The 16,136-nt window shown below is 59.7% G+C and carries 18 protein-coding genes and 1 tRNA gene; 9 read left to right on the top strand and 10 right to left on the bottom strand.

Translation table 11 applies throughout. From position 1 onward, the window contains the following. Nucleotides 1–28 precede the first annotated feature (28 nt). Nucleotides 29–997, top strand: a complete 969-nt coding sequence (locus tag QD336_RS15410; RefSeq protein WP_499171282.1) for a LysR family transcriptional regulator — start codon at nt 29–31, stop codon at nt 995–997. A gap of 369 nt (nt 998–1,366) precedes the next feature. Then, nucleotides 1,367–1,909 (top strand): DUF2087 domain-containing protein, encoded by a 543-nt coding sequence (locus QD336_RS15405; RefSeq protein ID WP_499171281.1) that lies wholly within the window; start codon nt 1,367–1,369, stop codon nt 1,907–1,909. 118 nt (nt 1,910–2,027) lie between these two features. Here QD336_RS15405 and QD336_RS15400 read toward each other — a convergent pair whose 3' ends face one another. The 3 genes from QD336_RS15400 to QD336_RS15390 form a co-directional block, all read right to left on the bottom strand. After that, the gene (locus tag QD336_RS15400; RefSeq protein ID WP_499171280.1) at nt 2,028–4,016 is read right to left on the bottom strand and encodes a bifunctional 2',3'-cyclic-nucleotide 2'-phosphodiesterase/3'-nucleotidase; all 1,989 of its coding nucleotides are present in this window, start codon (nt 4,014–4,016) and stop codon (nt 2,028–2,030) included. 214 nt (nt 4,017–4,230) lie between these two features. Further along, a complete protein-coding gene (locus QD336_RS15395; protein WP_269343841.1) occupies nt 4,231–4,566 on the bottom strand; it encodes a PilZ domain-containing protein in 336 nt (111 codons plus the stop codon). A gap of 98 nt (nt 4,567–4,664) precedes the next feature. Continuing rightward, nucleotides 4,665–5,132: a DUF1203 domain-containing protein gene (locus tag QD336_RS15390; protein ID WP_269343839.1), complete on the bottom strand. Its 468-nt coding sequence runs from the start codon at nt 5,130–5,132 to the stop codon at nt 4,665–4,667. 164 nt (nt 5,133–5,296) lie between these two features. On the opposite strand from QD336_RS15390, the gene QD336_RS15385 reads away from it, so the two are divergent. Beyond that, the gene (locus QD336_RS15385) at nt 5,297–6,181 is read left to right on the top strand and encodes a DUF4344 domain-containing metallopeptidase (protein ID WP_499171279.1); all 885 of its coding nucleotides are present in this window, start codon (nt 5,297–5,299) and stop codon (nt 6,179–6,181) included. Between the two features lie 51 nt (nt 6,182–6,232). Further along, nucleotides 6,233–6,877: a dihydrofolate reductase family protein gene (locus QD336_RS15380; RefSeq protein WP_499171278.1), complete on the top strand. Its 645-nt coding sequence runs from the start codon at nt 6,233–6,235 to the stop codon at nt 6,875–6,877. Between the two features lie 106 nt (nt 6,878–6,983). Here QD336_RS15380 and sseA read toward each other — a convergent pair whose 3' ends face one another. The 4 genes from sseA to QD336_RS15360 form a co-directional block, all read right to left on the bottom strand. Continuing rightward, nucleotides 6,984–8,405 carry a 3-mercaptopyruvate sulfurtransferase gene (sseA, locus tag QD336_RS15375; protein WP_499171277.1) on the bottom strand — a complete coding sequence of 474 codons (1,422 nt, stop codon included), beginning with the start codon at nt 8,403–8,405 and terminating at the stop codon, nt 6,984–6,986. Between the two features lie 16 nt (nt 8,406–8,421). Further along, complete coding sequence (locus QD336_RS15370) at nt 8,422–9,159, bottom strand: alanyl-tRNA editing protein (protein WP_499171276.1); 738 nt, start codon at nt 9,157–9,159, stop codon at nt 8,422–8,424. Nucleotides 9,160–9,171: 12 nt separating this feature from the next. Further along, nucleotides 9,172–10,209, bottom strand: a complete 1,038-nt coding sequence (locus QD336_RS15365; protein WP_269343832.1) for a cysteine synthase A — start codon at nt 10,207–10,209, stop codon at nt 9,172–9,174. Nucleotides 10,210–10,331: 122 nt separating this feature from the next. Next, the gene (locus tag QD336_RS15360; protein WP_499171275.1) at nt 10,332–11,771 is read right to left on the bottom strand and encodes a cryptochrome/photolyase family protein; all 1,440 of its coding nucleotides are present in this window, start codon (nt 11,769–11,771) and stop codon (nt 10,332–10,334) included. Between the two features lie 188 nt (nt 11,772–11,959). On the opposite strand from QD336_RS15360, the gene QD336_RS15355 reads away from it, so the two are divergent. From QD336_RS15355 to QD336_RS15345, 3 genes are all read left to right on the top strand, one after another. Then, the gene (locus QD336_RS15355; protein ID WP_269343829.1) at nt 11,960–12,241 is read left to right on the top strand and encodes a DUF982 domain-containing protein; all 282 of its coding nucleotides are present in this window, start codon (nt 11,960–11,962) and stop codon (nt 12,239–12,241) included. Nucleotides 12,242–12,377: 136 nt separating this feature from the next. Further along, nucleotides 12,378–12,935 carry a methylated-DNA--[protein]-cysteine S-methyltransferase gene (locus QD336_RS15350; RefSeq protein WP_499171388.1) on the top strand — a complete coding sequence of 186 codons (558 nt, stop codon included), beginning with the start codon at nt 12,378–12,380 and terminating at the stop codon, nt 12,933–12,935. Nucleotides 12,936–13,048: 113 nt separating this feature from the next. Continuing rightward, on the top strand, nt 13,049–13,492 hold the full coding sequence (locus QD336_RS15345) for a TIGR02594 family protein (RefSeq protein WP_499171274.1): 444 nt from the start codon (nt 13,049–13,051) through the stop codon (nt 13,490–13,492). A gap of 66 nt (nt 13,493–13,558) precedes the next feature. On the opposite strand, the gene QD336_RS15340 is transcribed toward QD336_RS15345, so the two are convergent. Next, nucleotides 13,559–13,798, bottom strand: coding sequence for a hypothetical protein (locus QD336_RS15340; protein WP_499171273.1), 240 nt, complete (start codon nt 13,796–13,798; stop codon nt 13,559–13,561). Between the two features lie 172 nt (nt 13,799–13,970). Between QD336_RS15340 and QD336_RS15335 the strand changes: the two genes are divergently transcribed. Continuing rightward, nucleotides 13,971–14,405, top strand: coding sequence for a DUF2934 domain-containing protein (locus tag QD336_RS15335; RefSeq protein WP_499171272.1), 435 nt, complete (start codon nt 13,971–13,973; stop codon nt 14,403–14,405). Between the two features lie 103 nt (nt 14,406–14,508). Here the strand turns inward: QD336_RS15335 and QD336_RS15330 are convergent. Further along, nucleotides 14,509–14,583 (bottom strand) — tRNA-Asn (locus tag QD336_RS15330). A gap of 177 nt (nt 14,584–14,760) precedes the next feature. Between QD336_RS15330 and QD336_RS15325 the strand changes: the two genes are divergently transcribed. Continuing rightward, nucleotides 14,761–15,045 carry a hypothetical protein gene (locus tag QD336_RS15325; protein ID WP_269343824.1) on the top strand — a complete coding sequence of 95 codons (285 nt, stop codon included), beginning with the start codon at nt 14,761–14,763 and terminating at the stop codon, nt 15,043–15,045. Here QD336_RS15325 and QD336_RS15320 read toward each other — a convergent pair. Beyond that, complete coding sequence (locus QD336_RS15320) at nt 15,042–15,686, bottom strand: exopolysaccharide biosynthesis protein (RefSeq protein ID WP_499171271.1); 645 nt, start codon at nt 15,684–15,686, stop codon at nt 15,042–15,044. The genes QD336_RS15325 and QD336_RS15320 overlap by 4 nt on opposite strands. Nucleotides 15,687–16,136: the final 450 nt, after the last annotated feature.

The following is a 16,136-nucleotide window of genomic DNA, read 5'->3' as shown; positions in this document are numbered from 1 at the left end:
AGTCATCTATCGAAGAATTGGATGGGACATGGACGCGAACCCGACGCTCGACCAGTTGCAGGTATTTTTGACGGTTGCCGAGACCGGCAGTTTCTCCGCCGCGTCGCGGGCGCTCAACCGCGCCCAGTCGGTGGTCAGCTACACCATCGCCAATCTCGAGGCGCAGCTTGAAGTGACGCTGTTCGAGCGCAATGGCGTGCGCCAGCCGAAGCTGACGGATGAGGGCCGCGCGATGCTGGAGGATGCACGGCGCATCGTTGCTGGCCTGCAGGAGATGCGCGCCCGTGCCAAGGGGCTGAAGCAGGGGCTGGAGGCGGAGCTTTCCGTCGCCATCAGCACCATGGTGCCGGCGGAGGCCGTGGTGGCAGTGCTGCGGGATTTTCGCCAGCAATTCCCCACCGTCACGCTCAGCCTCAATGTCGGTGAGCTTGGCATGGTCATGGAAATGGTGCTCTCCCGCAAGGCGGGCATCGGCATCGGCGGGGCGGTGCTGCGCCAGGATGATGAACTCGTCATGGAAAAGGTCGGCCATTCCTTCATGTTGCCGGTCGCTGCTGCCGATCACCCGCTGGCGCAGATCGAGCGACCGCTGGTGCTCGCGGATGTGCGCGAGGAGGTTCAGCTTGTCGTCACCGATGCCTCGGGCCTGACCAAGGGCCGGGATTTCAATGTCCTTTCCTACAAGACATGGCGGGTCAGCGATATCGCCACCAAATACCAGCTCATCAAGGGCGGCCTTGGCTGGGGCGGTCTGCCCGCCTCGATCGTGCACAATGATCTTGCCAATGGCAGCCTGAAGGCGCTTGAACTCGAAGCCTATGAGCAGGGCGAATATCCGCTCTTCACGCTGCGACGGGTCGATACCCCTGCGGGTCCCGCCGGCCAGTGGCTTTCCGAAGCATTCCAGCAGCGCCTGTCTGCTTGCCCGAAACATAAGGATTTCAACGGGATGCTGGAAGCGAACAGGCAGAGGGCCGTTGCTGTCGCCGCAGAGTGACATTGGCCGCGAGCATTGCGATTTATAGTGCGCGAGCGGCAGCCCCGTGTTTCTTCTTCCCGCCGAGGAGAAGTCCGCGGTAGCGGGATGCGGGGGCGAGGGTAGAGATAAACCGAGAGCTTGCCCCCTCATCCGACCCTTCGGGCCACGTCTGCAAGTGGCGACCTCGATACCAAGCCATAGCGGACGCCGATTGACGCTGGCGACTGGCCTGCCTATACGTAAATCACGGTCAGCAGTTCACCGAGGCATCGCCGTCCCGCAAGGGAAGCTAAACCTGCATTTGAAAGATTGACAGCACTTATCCCGTGCCCTGTCGGAAGCCGGCGATCAGCGACACCATTCGGAATGGCACGTTGAGGGTAAGTCATGCCACGTTCGATCCTTTCCATGGAGGTCGCCGACCTCTCGAGTTTTGCCAAATCGCTGCGCGAACAGATCGGCAGGCTGGACCGCCAGCCGAGCCATGTGGAGATGCTCAATCTTCTGAGCCGGGCCGCAGGGTTCCGGAATTTCCAGCACCTGCGCGCTTCCCGCATTCCGTCCACTGAAAATGCCCTGCCGTTGCGGCAAACAGCGCCGGCTGCCAATGAGGGCAGGGTGCTGAAGACCGGACGGCTTTTCGATGCGTCCGGCCGGCTGGCGCAATGGCCCGCCCGCCGCTCGCAGCAGGAACTATGCCTATGGTATCTGTGGGCGAAAATTCCCGCTGGCCGCAGCTTTTCCGAACGCGAATTCAGCAGCTTTCTGTATGGCCTGCACTCGTTCCGGGATGCCGCGATGCTGAGGCGCGACATGGTCGGCCTGAGGCTCATTCGTCGTAACCGCGATGGTAGCGATTATCGGCGTATCGAGCAGAAGCCGCCGTCGGAACTGACGCTGCTGCTGCGCACACTCAGTGGGCGTGACTGAGGGGCAGCCCCCGGTATTGCCGATAGTCTCCATCAAAACTCGGCGTCATCCTTGGGACAAGCTCAAGGATGACGGCAGAGCTTCAACCCTGCCGCCAACAGCCGAAAGGCCGTAGCCCTCAAAGAACCAGACGGAACTTCGCGAAACCTTCCGCGCCGTCGCCGGCATCTTCGATTTTCGCGCCCTTGATCTCCGCCGCATAATGACGACCCTTGGGGCCGGTTTCGAAGATCGCGGTGGTGTTGGCCACCGGTGCGAAGGACCAGTTGGCATCCGCCGACGGGTTGATGGTGCCCTGGTCGATGATATAGCGCACGATCACGTCGCGGTTTGTATCGGGGGCCACGAAGATCACCTTGTCGGCGGCGATATCGGGGAACTTGCCACCGCCGCCGGCGCGGTAATTATTGGTGGCGACCACGAATTTCTGCTCGGGATCGATCGGCTTGCCGTTGAACTGGAGGTTCACGATACGGTTGCTGTCCGGGTTGACCGCCTTGCCGTCCTTGTCGAATTTCGCCGGTTTGGAAATATCGATCTGGTAGGTGACGCCATCGATGACATCGAAATTGTAGGACGGGAAATCCGCATTGATCAGCGGTACGTCCTTTGCACCGGCTTCGACCGTGTTGAACATGCCGGCCGACATTTCCAGCCAGTTCTTCACCTGCGCACCGTTGATCAGCACCGCCTGCACCGTATTCGGGTAGAGATAAAGGTCGGCGACGTTCTTGATGGCGATGTCACCGGCGGGGACATCGGTGTAATAGTCCGCGCCGCCGCGGCCGCCGGACTTGAAGGGTGCCGCTGCCGAAAGCACCGGCAGGTCCTTGTATTGCCCTTCCTTCAGCATGTCCTTGATGTACCAGGTCTGGGCGTTGGAGACGATCTGCACGGACGGATCGTCGGCCACCAGCGCGAAATAGGAATAGAGCGGGGCCGAGGTCTTGCCGACGGGACGGCGCACATAGGCAAGCGCTGCCTCGTGATCGGCCTTGGCGGCCACGAGAATCTCCGCCTTGTCGGTGAAATCGGCGACGATCTTGCGGTTTTCATCGCGGTGATAGATCGGCCGGGCTTCGGAAGTGAAGTCGACGATCTTCCAGCTCTTGCCGTCCTTTTCGAGCAGCAGGTCGATGAGGCCCATATGCGAACCCCAAAAACCGGCCATCACCGCCGGTTTGCCCAGCAGCGTGCCCTTCACCGCATCCACGCCCTCGATGCCGTCCCAGGTCTTCGGCCCGGGGAAGACGAGATGCTGGTGGCCGGTGAAAATGGCGTCGATGCCTTCCACGCCCGCCAGATAGAGCGAGGCATTTTCCATGCGCTCCGTCTGGCCCTTGCCGTCAATGCCGGAATGGGAAAGGGCGATGACGATATCGGCGCCTTCTTCCTTCATGACCGGCACCCAGGCCTTCGCCGCCTCGACGATGTCGCGCGTCTGGGCCTTGCCCTCGAGGTTCTTGGAATCCCACATCATGATCTGCGGAGGCACGAAACCGATGATGCCGACCTTGACCGGGCTGGTCACGCCGCCGCCGTCGCGGATCTGCTTCTCGATAATGACGTAGGGCTTGAAGAACAGCTCGTCGTTTTTCGGATCGGAAGCGAGCTGGCCCTTGGTGAGGTTGGCGCAAACATAGGGGAAACCGGCGCCCGCCAGCGTATTCGACATATAGTCGAGGCCGTAATTGAATTCGTGGTTGCCAAGCGTGCCGCAATCATAACCCAGCACATTCATGGCGTTGATGACGGGATGCTTGTCGCCGGCCTTCATGCCGCGCTCATAGGCGATATAGTCGCCGAGCGGGTTGCCCTGCAGGAAGTCGCCATTATCCACCAGCATCGAGTTTCCGGCTTCCGCACGGATGGTATCGATGACCGAGGCGGTGCGCGAAAGCCCCATCGTGTCGTTCGGCTTGTCGGCGTAATAATCATAGGGAAAGACGTGAACGTGGATGTCCGTCGTTTCCATGATGCGCAGATGCGCCTGATTGGCGGCCGCGCGCGCGGCAAAGGGGTGCAGCAGCACCAGTGCCGAGGAGGCCGCGATGCCGCCGAGAAGCGAACGGCGGGTGATGGGGTGGAGAGCGAGAAGCGACGACATGGGAACTCCTTCGGATGAAGCCTGCTCTGTCATGGGAAACGACAAGGTAGAAGCAATCGCCGAGGAGTCCATCATCAAAATGACAAGCCGGTGACGGATGGGCCAGTTTTCAACCGTTTGATAAATTTTTTGTCATTGAAGCGCGGCGCGCATGCCGGCTCTTCAGGAATGCGCGTCATTTGTGCTGCGCATTCCGGTCTTCGGGATCGAGGGCTCAGCGGGCGAGCGTCGGTTTCACTTCCTCGTGGAAGAAGCGGAAATAGGAGGAAAGCTGCGCCAGCGTGTTGGTGGAAAGCTTCAGCTGCAGGCCGAGGCGGTTCTGGTGCTGCCACTGCACCACACCCTCGATGAAGCCCAGATCGTCGCTCTGCACCTTGACCCGGCTGCCCTTGGCGGCGGCAAAAGGCCCGTCCAGTTCAAGCGCCATTCCGGTGGCAGAAAGATCAACCACACGGCCTCGGGTGGACTGGCTGAAATAATGCACCGTCGCGAAGATCCTCGTCTTGCTGCGGGGCGCGCTGCGGGTCGCCATATTGAGATTGTTTGTCATCTTGCTGCTCAAATCAATTGTTTCCGATACCATGCATCATGCTGCGGAAAGCTTGAGAGCCATTTAGTTCTTCAGTTAAAATTGCAGGTAATTGCCGATTATGCTGTATCGATACGGCACTGATAGCAATTGTTGCGGGCCGAGCGCACATGCACATAAGCAACATCCGCGCGTGCCAGAAGATGCCGCGCACGTGACACGATCTCACCCGTCGCCGTCACCGCGCCGGTGCCGTAGACGATGCGGTCGTCGGCCCCATATCCGCGCACGATGTAATCCGGGCTCTCCAGCATTGGCGGAACGAGTTCCGTCTGCGGGTAACGTTCGCAGGGCTCGGCGTGAAGGAACACCGGCCCCGTTTCCGCATAGGGCTGAAGCGAGGGAAAGGGCCGGTAGGCGAGAATCAGCATCGCTTCGCCTTCATCAATCTGGGACAGGCAGTGGCGACAGGGCATGCCGCCCGGTGAAACGGCCTTTTCCGGCGCGTTGCCATAGGCGTCGGCGCTGCCCGCCCGGAAGGCCTCTGCTTCCTTAGCCGGCATTGCAGTGAAGACGAGATCGGTCATGGCGGGGCCTCTTCAGGTTGGGATCGGCGTTGCTTCTTTGCAGCTATGATCCCGAAATGGAGCACTATCCACCCGATTCTTGACAGGTGATGCAACCACCCCATTGCGTGACTCGTTAGCTTCGGGAATCAGTGACGCTCCTCGTTCCCGGAAGGTCTGATTTTATGTTCCGTCGTTTTCTGGCCGCCGTTCCGCTGGCTTTCGTTTCGTTGACGGCTCCGATCGAGGCGGGCGCGCAGGTCGCCCCCGGTCTCGATGGCCTGTCCGACGATCAGCTGCAGCAGGCGGTCAATTTCGTCATCGGCAATGCGATCTTCTCGCTCTATCATGAGGGCGCGCGCATGCTGATCTCGGATTTCGGAACGGCGGAGACGGCAAGTGTCCAGGCCCCGGCCGATCAGCTGGCGGGTACACTCATCCTCCAGGCCAATGAGGAATGGCTCGACACCGCGCTCGTCAACGCCACCGACAGCTGGTACCTGGCGCGCGAGGCGGAGACCTTGCCGGAGCATGAAGCCCCCGTCTTTTCCGCGCTGGTGCCGGACAGGAGCCGCGACCGCAACATGGCCTGCCTGATGGTTGGCCGCGACAAGGATGGTTATGGCGATCTGGCCGCGATGATGGGGCTTCCCAATACCGAATTCGACAGATGCGCCGCCGCCTATCCGGGTGTTGCCTCTGCCTGGGAAAATTTCCTCGCGCCTCACCGCAGCCTGACACCTTCCAGATTTGCCGTCAGCTACGTGCCGCCGCGCGACCCGGAACTTGAGCCCTATGCCATCATGGTCAAGGAATCGAAGGTTCTGGATCTCATCAGCCGCAGTTTCGGCGGTTATGGCCTGAAGGGTGATGTGAAGCTGACGGCCAAGTCCTGCGGCCGTCCGGATGTCTACTGGTCGGCGGAAAAGCGCGAAATTACCTATTGCTACGAGCTTGGCAAATTCCAGGCGGAGCTGATTGCCGATCATCTCCTCAACAGTGTCACGGAAGACAAGGGAGCAGCCGGCGGGCAAATTCCTACGGCCGTCAATCTGGAACGCGAAATCTGAGGCTGGTTGCCGGGCGCTGGCAATCTGGCCTCCTTGATGGAGGAGAATGCCATGCCGAAGGTCGTCGTTCGCAATTTCGCCATTTCGCTTGACGGATATGGTGCAGGACCGGACCAGAGCCTGCAGAACCCGTTGGGCGTGAAGGGCGAAGAGCTGCACCAATGGGCCTTCAAGACCCGCACCTTCCACCGCATGTTCGGCAAGGAGGGTGGTTCGACCGGGACGGATGAGAATTTTTCCGAAAAGAGCTTCGAAAATATCGGCGCCTGGGTTTTAGGGCGCAACATGTTCGGCCCGGTGCGCGGCGTCTGGCCGGATGAAAACTGGAAGGGCTGGTGGGGCGAGGAGCCTCCCTACCACGTTCCGGTTTTTGTCCTGACCCACCATGCCCGCCCTTCCTTCACCATGAAGGGCGGCACCGTTTTCCATTTCGTGACCGATGGCATCGAAGCCGCGCTTGATCAGGCGCTCACGGCAGCGAATGGCAAGGATGTCCGCATCGGCGGCGGCGTTTCCACCATCCGGCAATATATGGTGGCGGGAATGATCGATGAGTTGCATCTGGCCCTTGCGCCGGTGTTTCTGGGCAAGGGTGAGCCGCTTTTCGAAGGGCTGGATCTACCTGAGTTGGGTTACCGCTGTACGGGAACGGTGGCGGGCGAGGGGGCTACGCATCTGATTATCCAGAAGGCGTGAATGCTGGTCTCTCGCTCCCTCATTCTGTGACAGGCACAGGAATGAGGGAGTGGGGCGTGGATACGCCCATAATAGGGGACGGGACAGACATGCCCGACCAGCCCCCTCAATTCCGCAGTGAAATCTCCAGAAGCTCGGTATCGGCAAGCGGCTCCACCCAGGCCTCATAGGTGCCGACGGGCGAGAAGCCCATCATCTGGTAAAGCTGCAAGGCGCGCGGATGATCGAGCGTGTTCGTCGTCACCGTCACCCGTTGCGGATTGTCCTGCCAGGCGGCGTAAAGCGCCTGCAGAAGGAACCATTTGCCAACGCCTGCGCCGATCGCCTCTTCGAGCAGCCCGAAATAGGAAAGCTCGGTCACGTCGTCGCTCGCTTTGTGCAGTTCGAAGAAACCGGCAGGCGCGCCGTTCATGTAGAGAACCGTGACGCTGTTTTTCGGATCACGCAGGATGGCGGAAAGCTCGGCATCGCTCATGCGCATGCGCTTTTGCCAATGCCAGCGCTTGCCCACCCGCCAGTAGAGGTAGCGGTAGAAATGCAGGGGAATATTGTTGACCCGCATCAGCGCCGTCTGGAGGTTGACCGGGATCGGCAGGCTGACCTTCGGCGGCGCGGTCATTTCCAGCTGCGTCACATGCGCCTTCAGGGGCCCATGGGAAATGACCGGCAGGGGATCGGCAGCGCCGGTGACGACGGGCGTATCTTCAAGTCCGCCCCACTCCGACCAGGAGCCGTCATAGAGCGAATTGTCCCGATGGCCGAGCGATTCCAGCGCAAGCGTGATGACGGCGGCGGTGACGCCCGAGCCGCAGCTCGTCACCACGGGCTTGGAAAGATCGATGCCGGCATCGGTGACCATCTTGCGGATGGCGGTCAGGTCCTTGAAGTGGCCGTTTTCGGAAAAGGCCGTCGCAGGCAGGCTGCGCGCGCCGGGCATATGGCCGGAGCGCATGCCGGCACGCGGCTCGGCCTCGTCACCGGTAAAGCGCCCGGCACCGCGGGCGTCGGCGATCTGCTTTTCGCCGCCATCGACGATGGCGCGCATGGCACTGAGCGAAGTCACACGCTTATCGTTGAAATCCGGCGTGAAGGTCGCGGGTTCGATCTCCGGCGTGCCGGTTTCCAGCGGCCGGCCTTCACGTTTCCAGCCGTCGAGGCCGCCATCCAGCACATAGGCCTTGCGCACGCCCATCACCCGCAACATCCACCACACGCGCGGCGCGGAAAAGAAACCGGGGCCGTCATAGACGACGATCGTATCGGTATCGCTGAGGCCGAGCTTGCCGGCCTCTTCCGCGAAGAATTCCGGCGAGGGCAGGGAATGCGGCAGGCCGGTCGTGTGATCGGCGATCCTGTCCTGATCGAAGAACACGGCACCGGGCACGTGGCCGGCGGCATATTCTTCCGCGCCATTGCGCTTGTGCGCCGGCAGATACCAGGACGCATCAACGACACGAAACCCGGCCGTGCCGAGCTGCTTTTCCACCCAGTCCGCCGAAACGACGAAACGGCTCTTATCCGTGCTCACGATGTTTCTCCCGATTTCAGGCAACAGCTTCAGGCGCGCCGAAACGAATGCGGAACCGCCTGTTCTCCTTGCCCTTCTTTTCTATCTTGGCAATGTGAATATCGCCCACTTCCTGCGTTTCGGAAACATGGGTACCGCCGCAGGGCTGGCTGTCGATGCTGGAATTTTCGCCGATGCAGACGAGGCTGACGCGGCCAAGGCCCACCGGCGGGCGCACGTTCTTGGATTTGACGATGCCCGGATTGGCAGACAACTCCTCGTCGGTGATCCATTGCAGGAAGACCGGATGGTTGGCCTTCACCAGCTCCATCAGCTTTGCCGTCACATCGTCCTTGTCGATGGTCTCCGACATGTCGAAATCGACACGCGACTCATCCTCGCCGACGGCCGCACCCGTGATCGGCCACTGGCAGACGACGGAGAGCAGATGGCAGGCCGTGTGCATGCGCATCAGCCTGTAGCGGCGTGGCCAGTCCACATGCAGGGTCAGCTTCTCGCCGATATCAGGGGAGGGCTGGCCTTCTAGCGGCACATGGATGATGACGCTCTTGTCGGCGCCGTTTTTGGTGATGCCAAGTTCGATGCGGGAGCCGTCGGCGCGCTCGAGAAAGCCGCTATCGCCCGGCTGGCCGCCGGAGGTGGCGTAAAAGCAGGTCTGGTCCAGTTCGATGCCGCCATCCTCATGCACCGCCGTGACGATCGCTTCTGCGGTTGAAAGATAAAAATCGTCACGGAACAGGGCATTCACAGGCATTTCGGCATGTCCTCAAACGGTTTCGTACGGAACCGGAATCTCGCTCTTGGCCGCCAGCCACTGCGGAACGGGAAGCCCCTTGGAACGCAGGAAATCCGGATTGAAGAGCTTCGACTGATAACGATTACCGTAGTCGCACAGTATCGTCACGATTGTATGCCCCGGACCAAGCTCGCGGGCAAGGCGGATTGCGCCGGCAATGTTGATGCCGGAAGAACCGCCGAGGCACAGGCCTTCTTTCGTAACGAGGTCGAACAGGATCGGCAGGGCTTCCGCATCCGCGATGCGATAGGAGAAATCCGGTGCGAAACCTTCCAGATTGGCGGTGATGCGGCCCTGGCCGATGCCTTCCGTAATGGAGGAACCCTCGGATTTCAGGACGCCATGCTTGTAAAATTCGTAAAGGGCGGCACCTTCGGGATCGGCAAGGCCGATCTTGATGTCGGGATTGAAATCACGCAGGCCGTCGGCCACACCGGCCAGCGTTCCGCCGGAACCGACCGCGCAGATGAAGCCATCCACCTTGCCGTCCGTCTGGTCCCAGATTTCGGGCGCGGTGGTTTCGATATGGGCCTGACGGTTGGCGATATTATCGAACTGGTTCGCCCAGACCGCGCCATTCTCGTCGGTTGCGGCAAGCTGTTTCGCGAGCCGTCCGGAAACCTTCACGTAGTTGTTCGGATTGGAATAGGGCGCTGCCGGAACCTCGACCAGCTTTGCGCCGAGAAGCTTCAGCGCGTCCTTCTTTTCCTGGCTCTGGGTCTCGGGAATGACGATCACCGTCTTGTAACCGAGCGCATTGGCGACCAGTGACAGGCCGATACCGGTATTGCCGGCAGTCCCTTCCACGATAGTGCCACCGGGGCGCAACTGCCCGCGCCGCTCGGCATCGCGGATGATGTAGAGCGCGGCGCGATCCTTCACCGATTGACCGGGGTTGAGGAACTCCGCCTTGCCGAGGATTTCACACCCCGTCGCTTCAGAGGCAGCCTTCAGACGGATGAGCGGCGTATTGCCGATAGCACTGAGCGCAGAGGAATGAATGGTCATGATCGAGCCTTCTTGTCTGAGCGGAAATTAGGTGCCGTTATGTCCCGTTACAACCGCCTCAAGGCAAGAAATTATCTTCCCGGCTTTGGCTTAGCCACGCAAAATTTTGCCGATACCCAATTTTATGCGGTCTTCTTCACTTCGGCATAGGCGGCAAGCGCTCTTTCCCGTGCCCTGGCATGGTCGACAATCGGTCTGGGATAGGTTTTCCCAAGCTCGATGCCCGCCTTGTCCAGCAGCTCTTTCGGGGCCTGAAACGGCTTGTGAATGAATTTCCGGTCGAGTTTCTCAAGCTCCGGCACAAAGCGGCGCACATAGTCGCCATCCCCGTCGAATTTCTCGCCCTGAAGGATGGGATTGAAGATGCGAAAGAATGGCGAGGCATCCGCGCCCGAACCCGCCACCCATTGCCAGTTGGCGGCGTTGGAGGCGGCATCCGCATCCACGAGCGTATCGCGGAACCATTTCTCGCCCTTCCGCCAGTCGATCAGCAAATGTTTGATGAGGAAGGACGCGACGATCATGCGGACCCGGTTGTGCATGGTGCCATGTTGCCACAATTGCCGCATGCCGGCATCCACGATGGGATATCCTGTCATGCCGCGTGTCCAGGCCTTTAAGGATTTCTCATCGTCTCGCCAGGGGAAAGCGTCGAAACTGTCGTTCCAGTTCTTTTCGTCCAGTTCGGGGAAATGAAACAGCAGATGGTAGCAGAATTCCCGCCAGACGAGTTCCTTGCGGAAACGGCTGATATCATGGGAGGCGATATGCCGCGAAAGCCCCTTCGTCGCGTGCCAGACGGCGGCGGGCGATATTTCGCCTGAGGCCAGATGCGGCGAAAGCAGCGAAGTCGCAGGTTTTGCCGGAAAATCGCGGCCTTCTTCATAACCTTTCAGGGCACCATCGATGAAATCATCGAGTTTTTCCAACGCGCCGTTTTCGCCGGGCACCCAGATTTCACTGAAATCCTTGGCCCAGTCCGGCCTGGTGGGCAGCAGCTTCCAGTCGGAGAGTTTTTCGGATTTCGGCCATGTCTTCGGCGCCTTCAGGCTTTTCGGCGCATCCACCGGCGCACGTGGCTCATCGCCACCCTCCAGCGCCCGCCAGAAGGGCGTATAGACGCGGTAAGGCCCGCCTGATTTCGTCTGCAGTCGGGATGGCTCATGCAGCAGCTGGCCGGAGAAGCTGCGAACCGTCAGGCCGTCTTCCCGCAGCGTCTGTTTCAGCACCCTGTCGGTGGCGATACCGGCTGGATCGTAACGGCGGTTCCAGAACAGGGCGTCAGCCCCGGTTTCAGATATCAGCTGGCGCAGCGTCTTCTCGGTATCGCCACTGAGAAAGAGAAGACGACTGCCGATTTTTTCCAGCGCGGCGGCAAGCGAAGCGAGAGAATGATGAAGCCACCATTGCTGCGCGCCGCCCAGCGGCCCGGAGAATTGTTCGCGGATATAGACCGGGATCACGGGACCGTTGTGATCCATCGCGGCAAGCAGGGCGAGATTGTCCGAAAGGCGCAGGTCCTTGCGGAACCAGACAATGGCGGGGGAGGCTGATGTTGGCATGAAAGGACCCGGTTCACTTCGGCTTGAACGAGTGTTGAACCGCTTTGTTCCGCAAATCAGCTAGAATGGAAAGAAGGGGGACATGGTTTATCGAGGGTTATTTTTTCGCCCTTGAAACCGAAAGCGAAGGGAACCAACTGGAGGAGCCGGCGTTTGTCGCGGGTTAATAGAGCATGGAAGTGCAATCAATGTTGCTGAATGATGTTAAGTGGGAAAAGTCCGTTACCATATCCCTTGAAAACGGCGCTCCCCGGATTTTCAACGGCGTTTATGAAGCCTTCGATTTTCTCCAGCATGAATGGCCCGAACGCGGCGGCAAGGCGCATGAACAGGCGCTGCGCCTGTGCCGCGCCTCGCTGATGGGCGACGTGGCGGGGGAAATCGCCCGCACCGCCTTCGTCGCGGCCAGCCGGCAGGCGCAATGCCTGATGGAGGACAAGGCGGAAGCGCACAATAAAATCGTATCCTGAGCGGATTTTCAGGACAGATGCAAAAAGGGCCACCCGCGAAGACCGGGTGGCCTTGTTTTTTAAGGGGTCAGGAAACGGGTTGTTTCGGACGCAGGATATGGCATCGTGTCTGCCCGAAAGCGGATGAATGAATGTGATGACCAACCATTACGGCTATATTGTTTTTCCGACAGCGCTCGGCCATTGCGGTCTTGCATGGGGAGGTCGCGGAATCGCCCGTCTGCAATTGCCCGGTGCTGATGCCGGCGAGACCGAAAGGCTTATCCTGAAACGTCTGCCGTCATCCACGATCGCGGTGCCGGAAACACGCACGCGTGAGGTGATCTCGATGGTTACCCGTTATTTCAGCGGTGAGCCGATCGATTTTGCCGCCGTCGAACTCGATCTGGCCGGGCAGGAACGCTTCTTCCTCGATGTTTATGCGGTTGCGCGGCAGATCGGCTGGGGCAGCACCACGACCTATGGCGGCATTGTAAAGACGCTCGGCCTCGGCATGGAAAAGGCCCGCGATGTCGGCCAGGCCATGGCGAAAAATCCGGTGCCGCTGATCATTCCCTGTCACCGTGTTCTGGCCGCCGGCGGCAGGCTGGGTGGCTTTTCCGCACCGGGCGGAACCACCACAAAATTGCGCATGCTGGATCTCGAAAATGCCGGGCGCAGCCGCGCCGATGAAGCGCAGGGCAGCCTGTTTTGAAGCAGTGACAGATCAGCGCGCATGAATAGGCGTCTGATTTCTGCCCATTTCTCGTCAAATTGTCGCTAAATTGTCACAATACACGGACGCCCTCTAACATAAGGGCGAGACGTTTGAGAGTATCCGCGTTAATTCTATCCGCTGCCTTGTCTTTTACAGTCCTGGCGCCAGCCTCGGCCGGCATGCTGAACCAGGCCGAGAAATACACCGGGCTGCATGAATCGAAGAACAACAAGAGCCTGAAGACCATTCTTGGGGCAAATCCCCGCAGCACGCCGTGGTGCGGTCTTTTCCTGCATGCCGTCGCCAGCAAGGCCGGCCGGCAGTCTCCCAAATCCTATGGGTTTGCGAAATCCTGGACGTCTTTCGGTTACGCCGTTCCAGTCAACCAGGCCAAACCCGGCGATGTCGTCGTTATTCGCAATGGTCGCGGTTATCATGCCGGCATTCTGAAGAGCATGAGCGGCAAGACGGCCCAAATCCTCGGCGGCAACCAGTCCGGCCGGGTGCAGGTGTCCAATTTCAATCGCAGGACCATTGTTTCCGTCCGCCGCTGAAGACCGGACAGACCACCATCTTCCCTATAAAGGCGGGCTATGGCCCGCCTTATGCGTTTAAAGGGCCTATGGTTGCTCCCGGACGCCGGGTGTGGCCTCGCGCTGGTCGTCGTCCTCAAGATCGGTGGCGACGATGAAGGCATCCTCATGCTGCCGCGCCGCCTGCCGGCGTGCCCGCAGGCTCATGGATTCGTCCGGATAAATCTCGCCCTCTTTCGATTTGAGTTCGCTGTCGGTTTCGAAATGCGCCACGTCCGCATCGCGAATGTCGAGGCGCTGTTTATCCTTATGCTTCGGGGCGTCCATGGATGATCCTCCTGCGGGGTTTCGTGCCGGGCAAACGATCAGCCGGCGGGGACGGTTCCCTTTTTTGAGAAAATGCCTGGTCGCGACGGAGCAGCGCGGAACAATCTCTAGCTTTTTCTGTTTTTTCAATGGCACAATCAAAACCGGCGCAACGAAAGAGGGAGGCCCCGTTATGAACCATGATCGCGAAGCCGCAATTCGTGAAAAAGCGCGCGCAATATGGGAAAGGGAAGGAAGGCCGGAGGGGCACCACGAAAGGCACTGGATGGAGGCGGAACGGGAGATTTCCGCCAACGCGGAACCCGCCGGAACCACCGGCAGAAACGGGGCGAAAAAACCTGCGGTGAAGAAGGCTCCAGCGAGCAAGGCCCCATCAAGCAAGGCGGCGGCGAGCAAGACGGCAGTGACCAAGGCCCCGGTGAAGAAGGACACATCAAAAAAAACCAAGTCGCCAGCGGTAAAATCGCTTGAGAAAGAGCAGAAGGCTGCGAGCAAGGAAAAAGTGGACGATCTGACTGAGAGTCTTGAAGAAAGTTTCCCCGCCAGCGATCCGCCGGCACTTACCGGCACCACGAAAGCGACGAAGCGTGTGGTCAAGAAGACCTGACGTTCCTACGGCCCGGTAACACAGGGCCGGGACGAAAACGCCACGAACCGGATCGGGCGAGTGCAGCTGCACTTCGCTCTTCACGAGATGTTTTTGAGAAAAATGGCTCCCCGGGCCGGATTCGAACCGGCGACCTGTCGATTAACAGTCGAATGCTCTACCGCTGAGCTACCAGGGAACGTGCGCTGCTTGGCGCGGTGTGAGCGGGGTAATACAAATGCTTTTCCGATTTGCCAAGCGGTTTTTTAAAAAAAAAACGCATTCCTCTTGTTTTATCCCTCCGAAGTCCCGATTTTCCGGGCTTATCGACGGTGAAAAAATTATCCACAGGCCAGATGCAAAAGGGCAGGATGGAATGAAATTCGGTATGGACCACAGAACGCATCGCCTCAATGTCGGAAAATGGAGCGTTGCAATGCCGCGTTCGCGCGTCGGCAGGATCGCGACGGGCTCTGCGCTGGTGGTGGGCGGAACGCTGGGGTTCCTGCCGGTTCTCGGTTTCTGGATGATTCCGCTCGGTCTTGTGGTGCTGTCCCACGATCTGCCGGCGGTTCGCCGCCAGCGGCGTCGGCTGGCGGTCTGGTGGGCATCGCGGCAGAACCGCCGCGACACCCGCAATGGCGGCCGCCGGCAGCCTTAACCGCCGATGGAGCTGCTGATGCCCTGGCCGGCCCAGAAGGCGGCATAGGCGAGGGCGGCGAAATAGATCGCTGTGAGGCCGAGAAACAGGTAACCGCCTAGCACGGTGAGGCCGTCCCTCTGGATCATGCCGGCCGATAAAAGCAGGATGGCGACGCCGGGCAGGGTGTTGGAGAAGGGAATGAAGCCGAGCGGCATCATCAGCAACACGCCCGCCGTCATCAGGGCAAGCCCGTTTATCCTGTTGGCGATGATGCCCGTCGTCAGCGCGGGGATGCGCGGACGGATGAAGCCATCGAGCTTGGAGACGATGGCGACGCCTTTTTGAAGTGCGGGAACGAGCTTTGCCGTTTCCATCTGCCGGTCGAGGATCTTTGCGGGCAGCCAGGGCAGGCGGTTGAGGGTGATCGCCAGGCTGACAAGGATGATCGCGGCGCCGAAAACGGTGCTGACGCCGGGAATGGATACCGGAATGAGAAAGGGTAGAGAGGCGATCGCGCAGATGAGCAAGAGGCCCTGTTCGCCGATTGCTTCCATCAACTCGCGCAACGTGATCGTCTGGCCCTGCAGCTTTCCTATCAGCTTCTCAAGCGTCGTGCTGAGCTTCTCAGACGTATCAGTGAATGCGAATTCGTTCGTCATGCTGCTTCCCGGACGTTGTTTAACTCCCGGGGGTGATATCATTCATCCGGCCACATGCCTATCTCCGATGGAAAATCGGCATCGTCACGGCAGCCGTTCATTGGCTTCCGCTAATGGGAAACCCAGTTGCTGTAAGCGCCCGCAAGAAGCACAATCAGCAGTATGACAAGTATGACCGGATTGATCGACGTAATGAAGTTTACATATTCCATGATAACTTCCTCCTCTTTCCTCCACGTCTCATTCTACAGCAAAAAGGCGAGTTCATCTACCACAGGGTGAAATTTCGCATCGCAGCAACCATCTATCGCCGGGGGTTGGAATCGCTTGCCTTTCCTGCTTTTTGCAATGCAGAATAAATTATCCGCCCTTTGCCATCCTCTTGCCTTGTCTCTCATCCTCTTTTCGCAGCTGTCCGCCCGCCGCCATCGGAAAAATGCAATATAGCCT

The organism is Rhizobium sp. BR 250 (assembly GCF_047445855.1).
Classification (GTDB): Bacteria; Pseudomonadota; Alphaproteobacteria; order Rhizobiales; family Rhizobiaceae; genus Agrobacterium; species Agrobacterium tumefaciens_I.
This window is presented reverse-complemented; position numbering and strand designations above follow the sequence as displayed.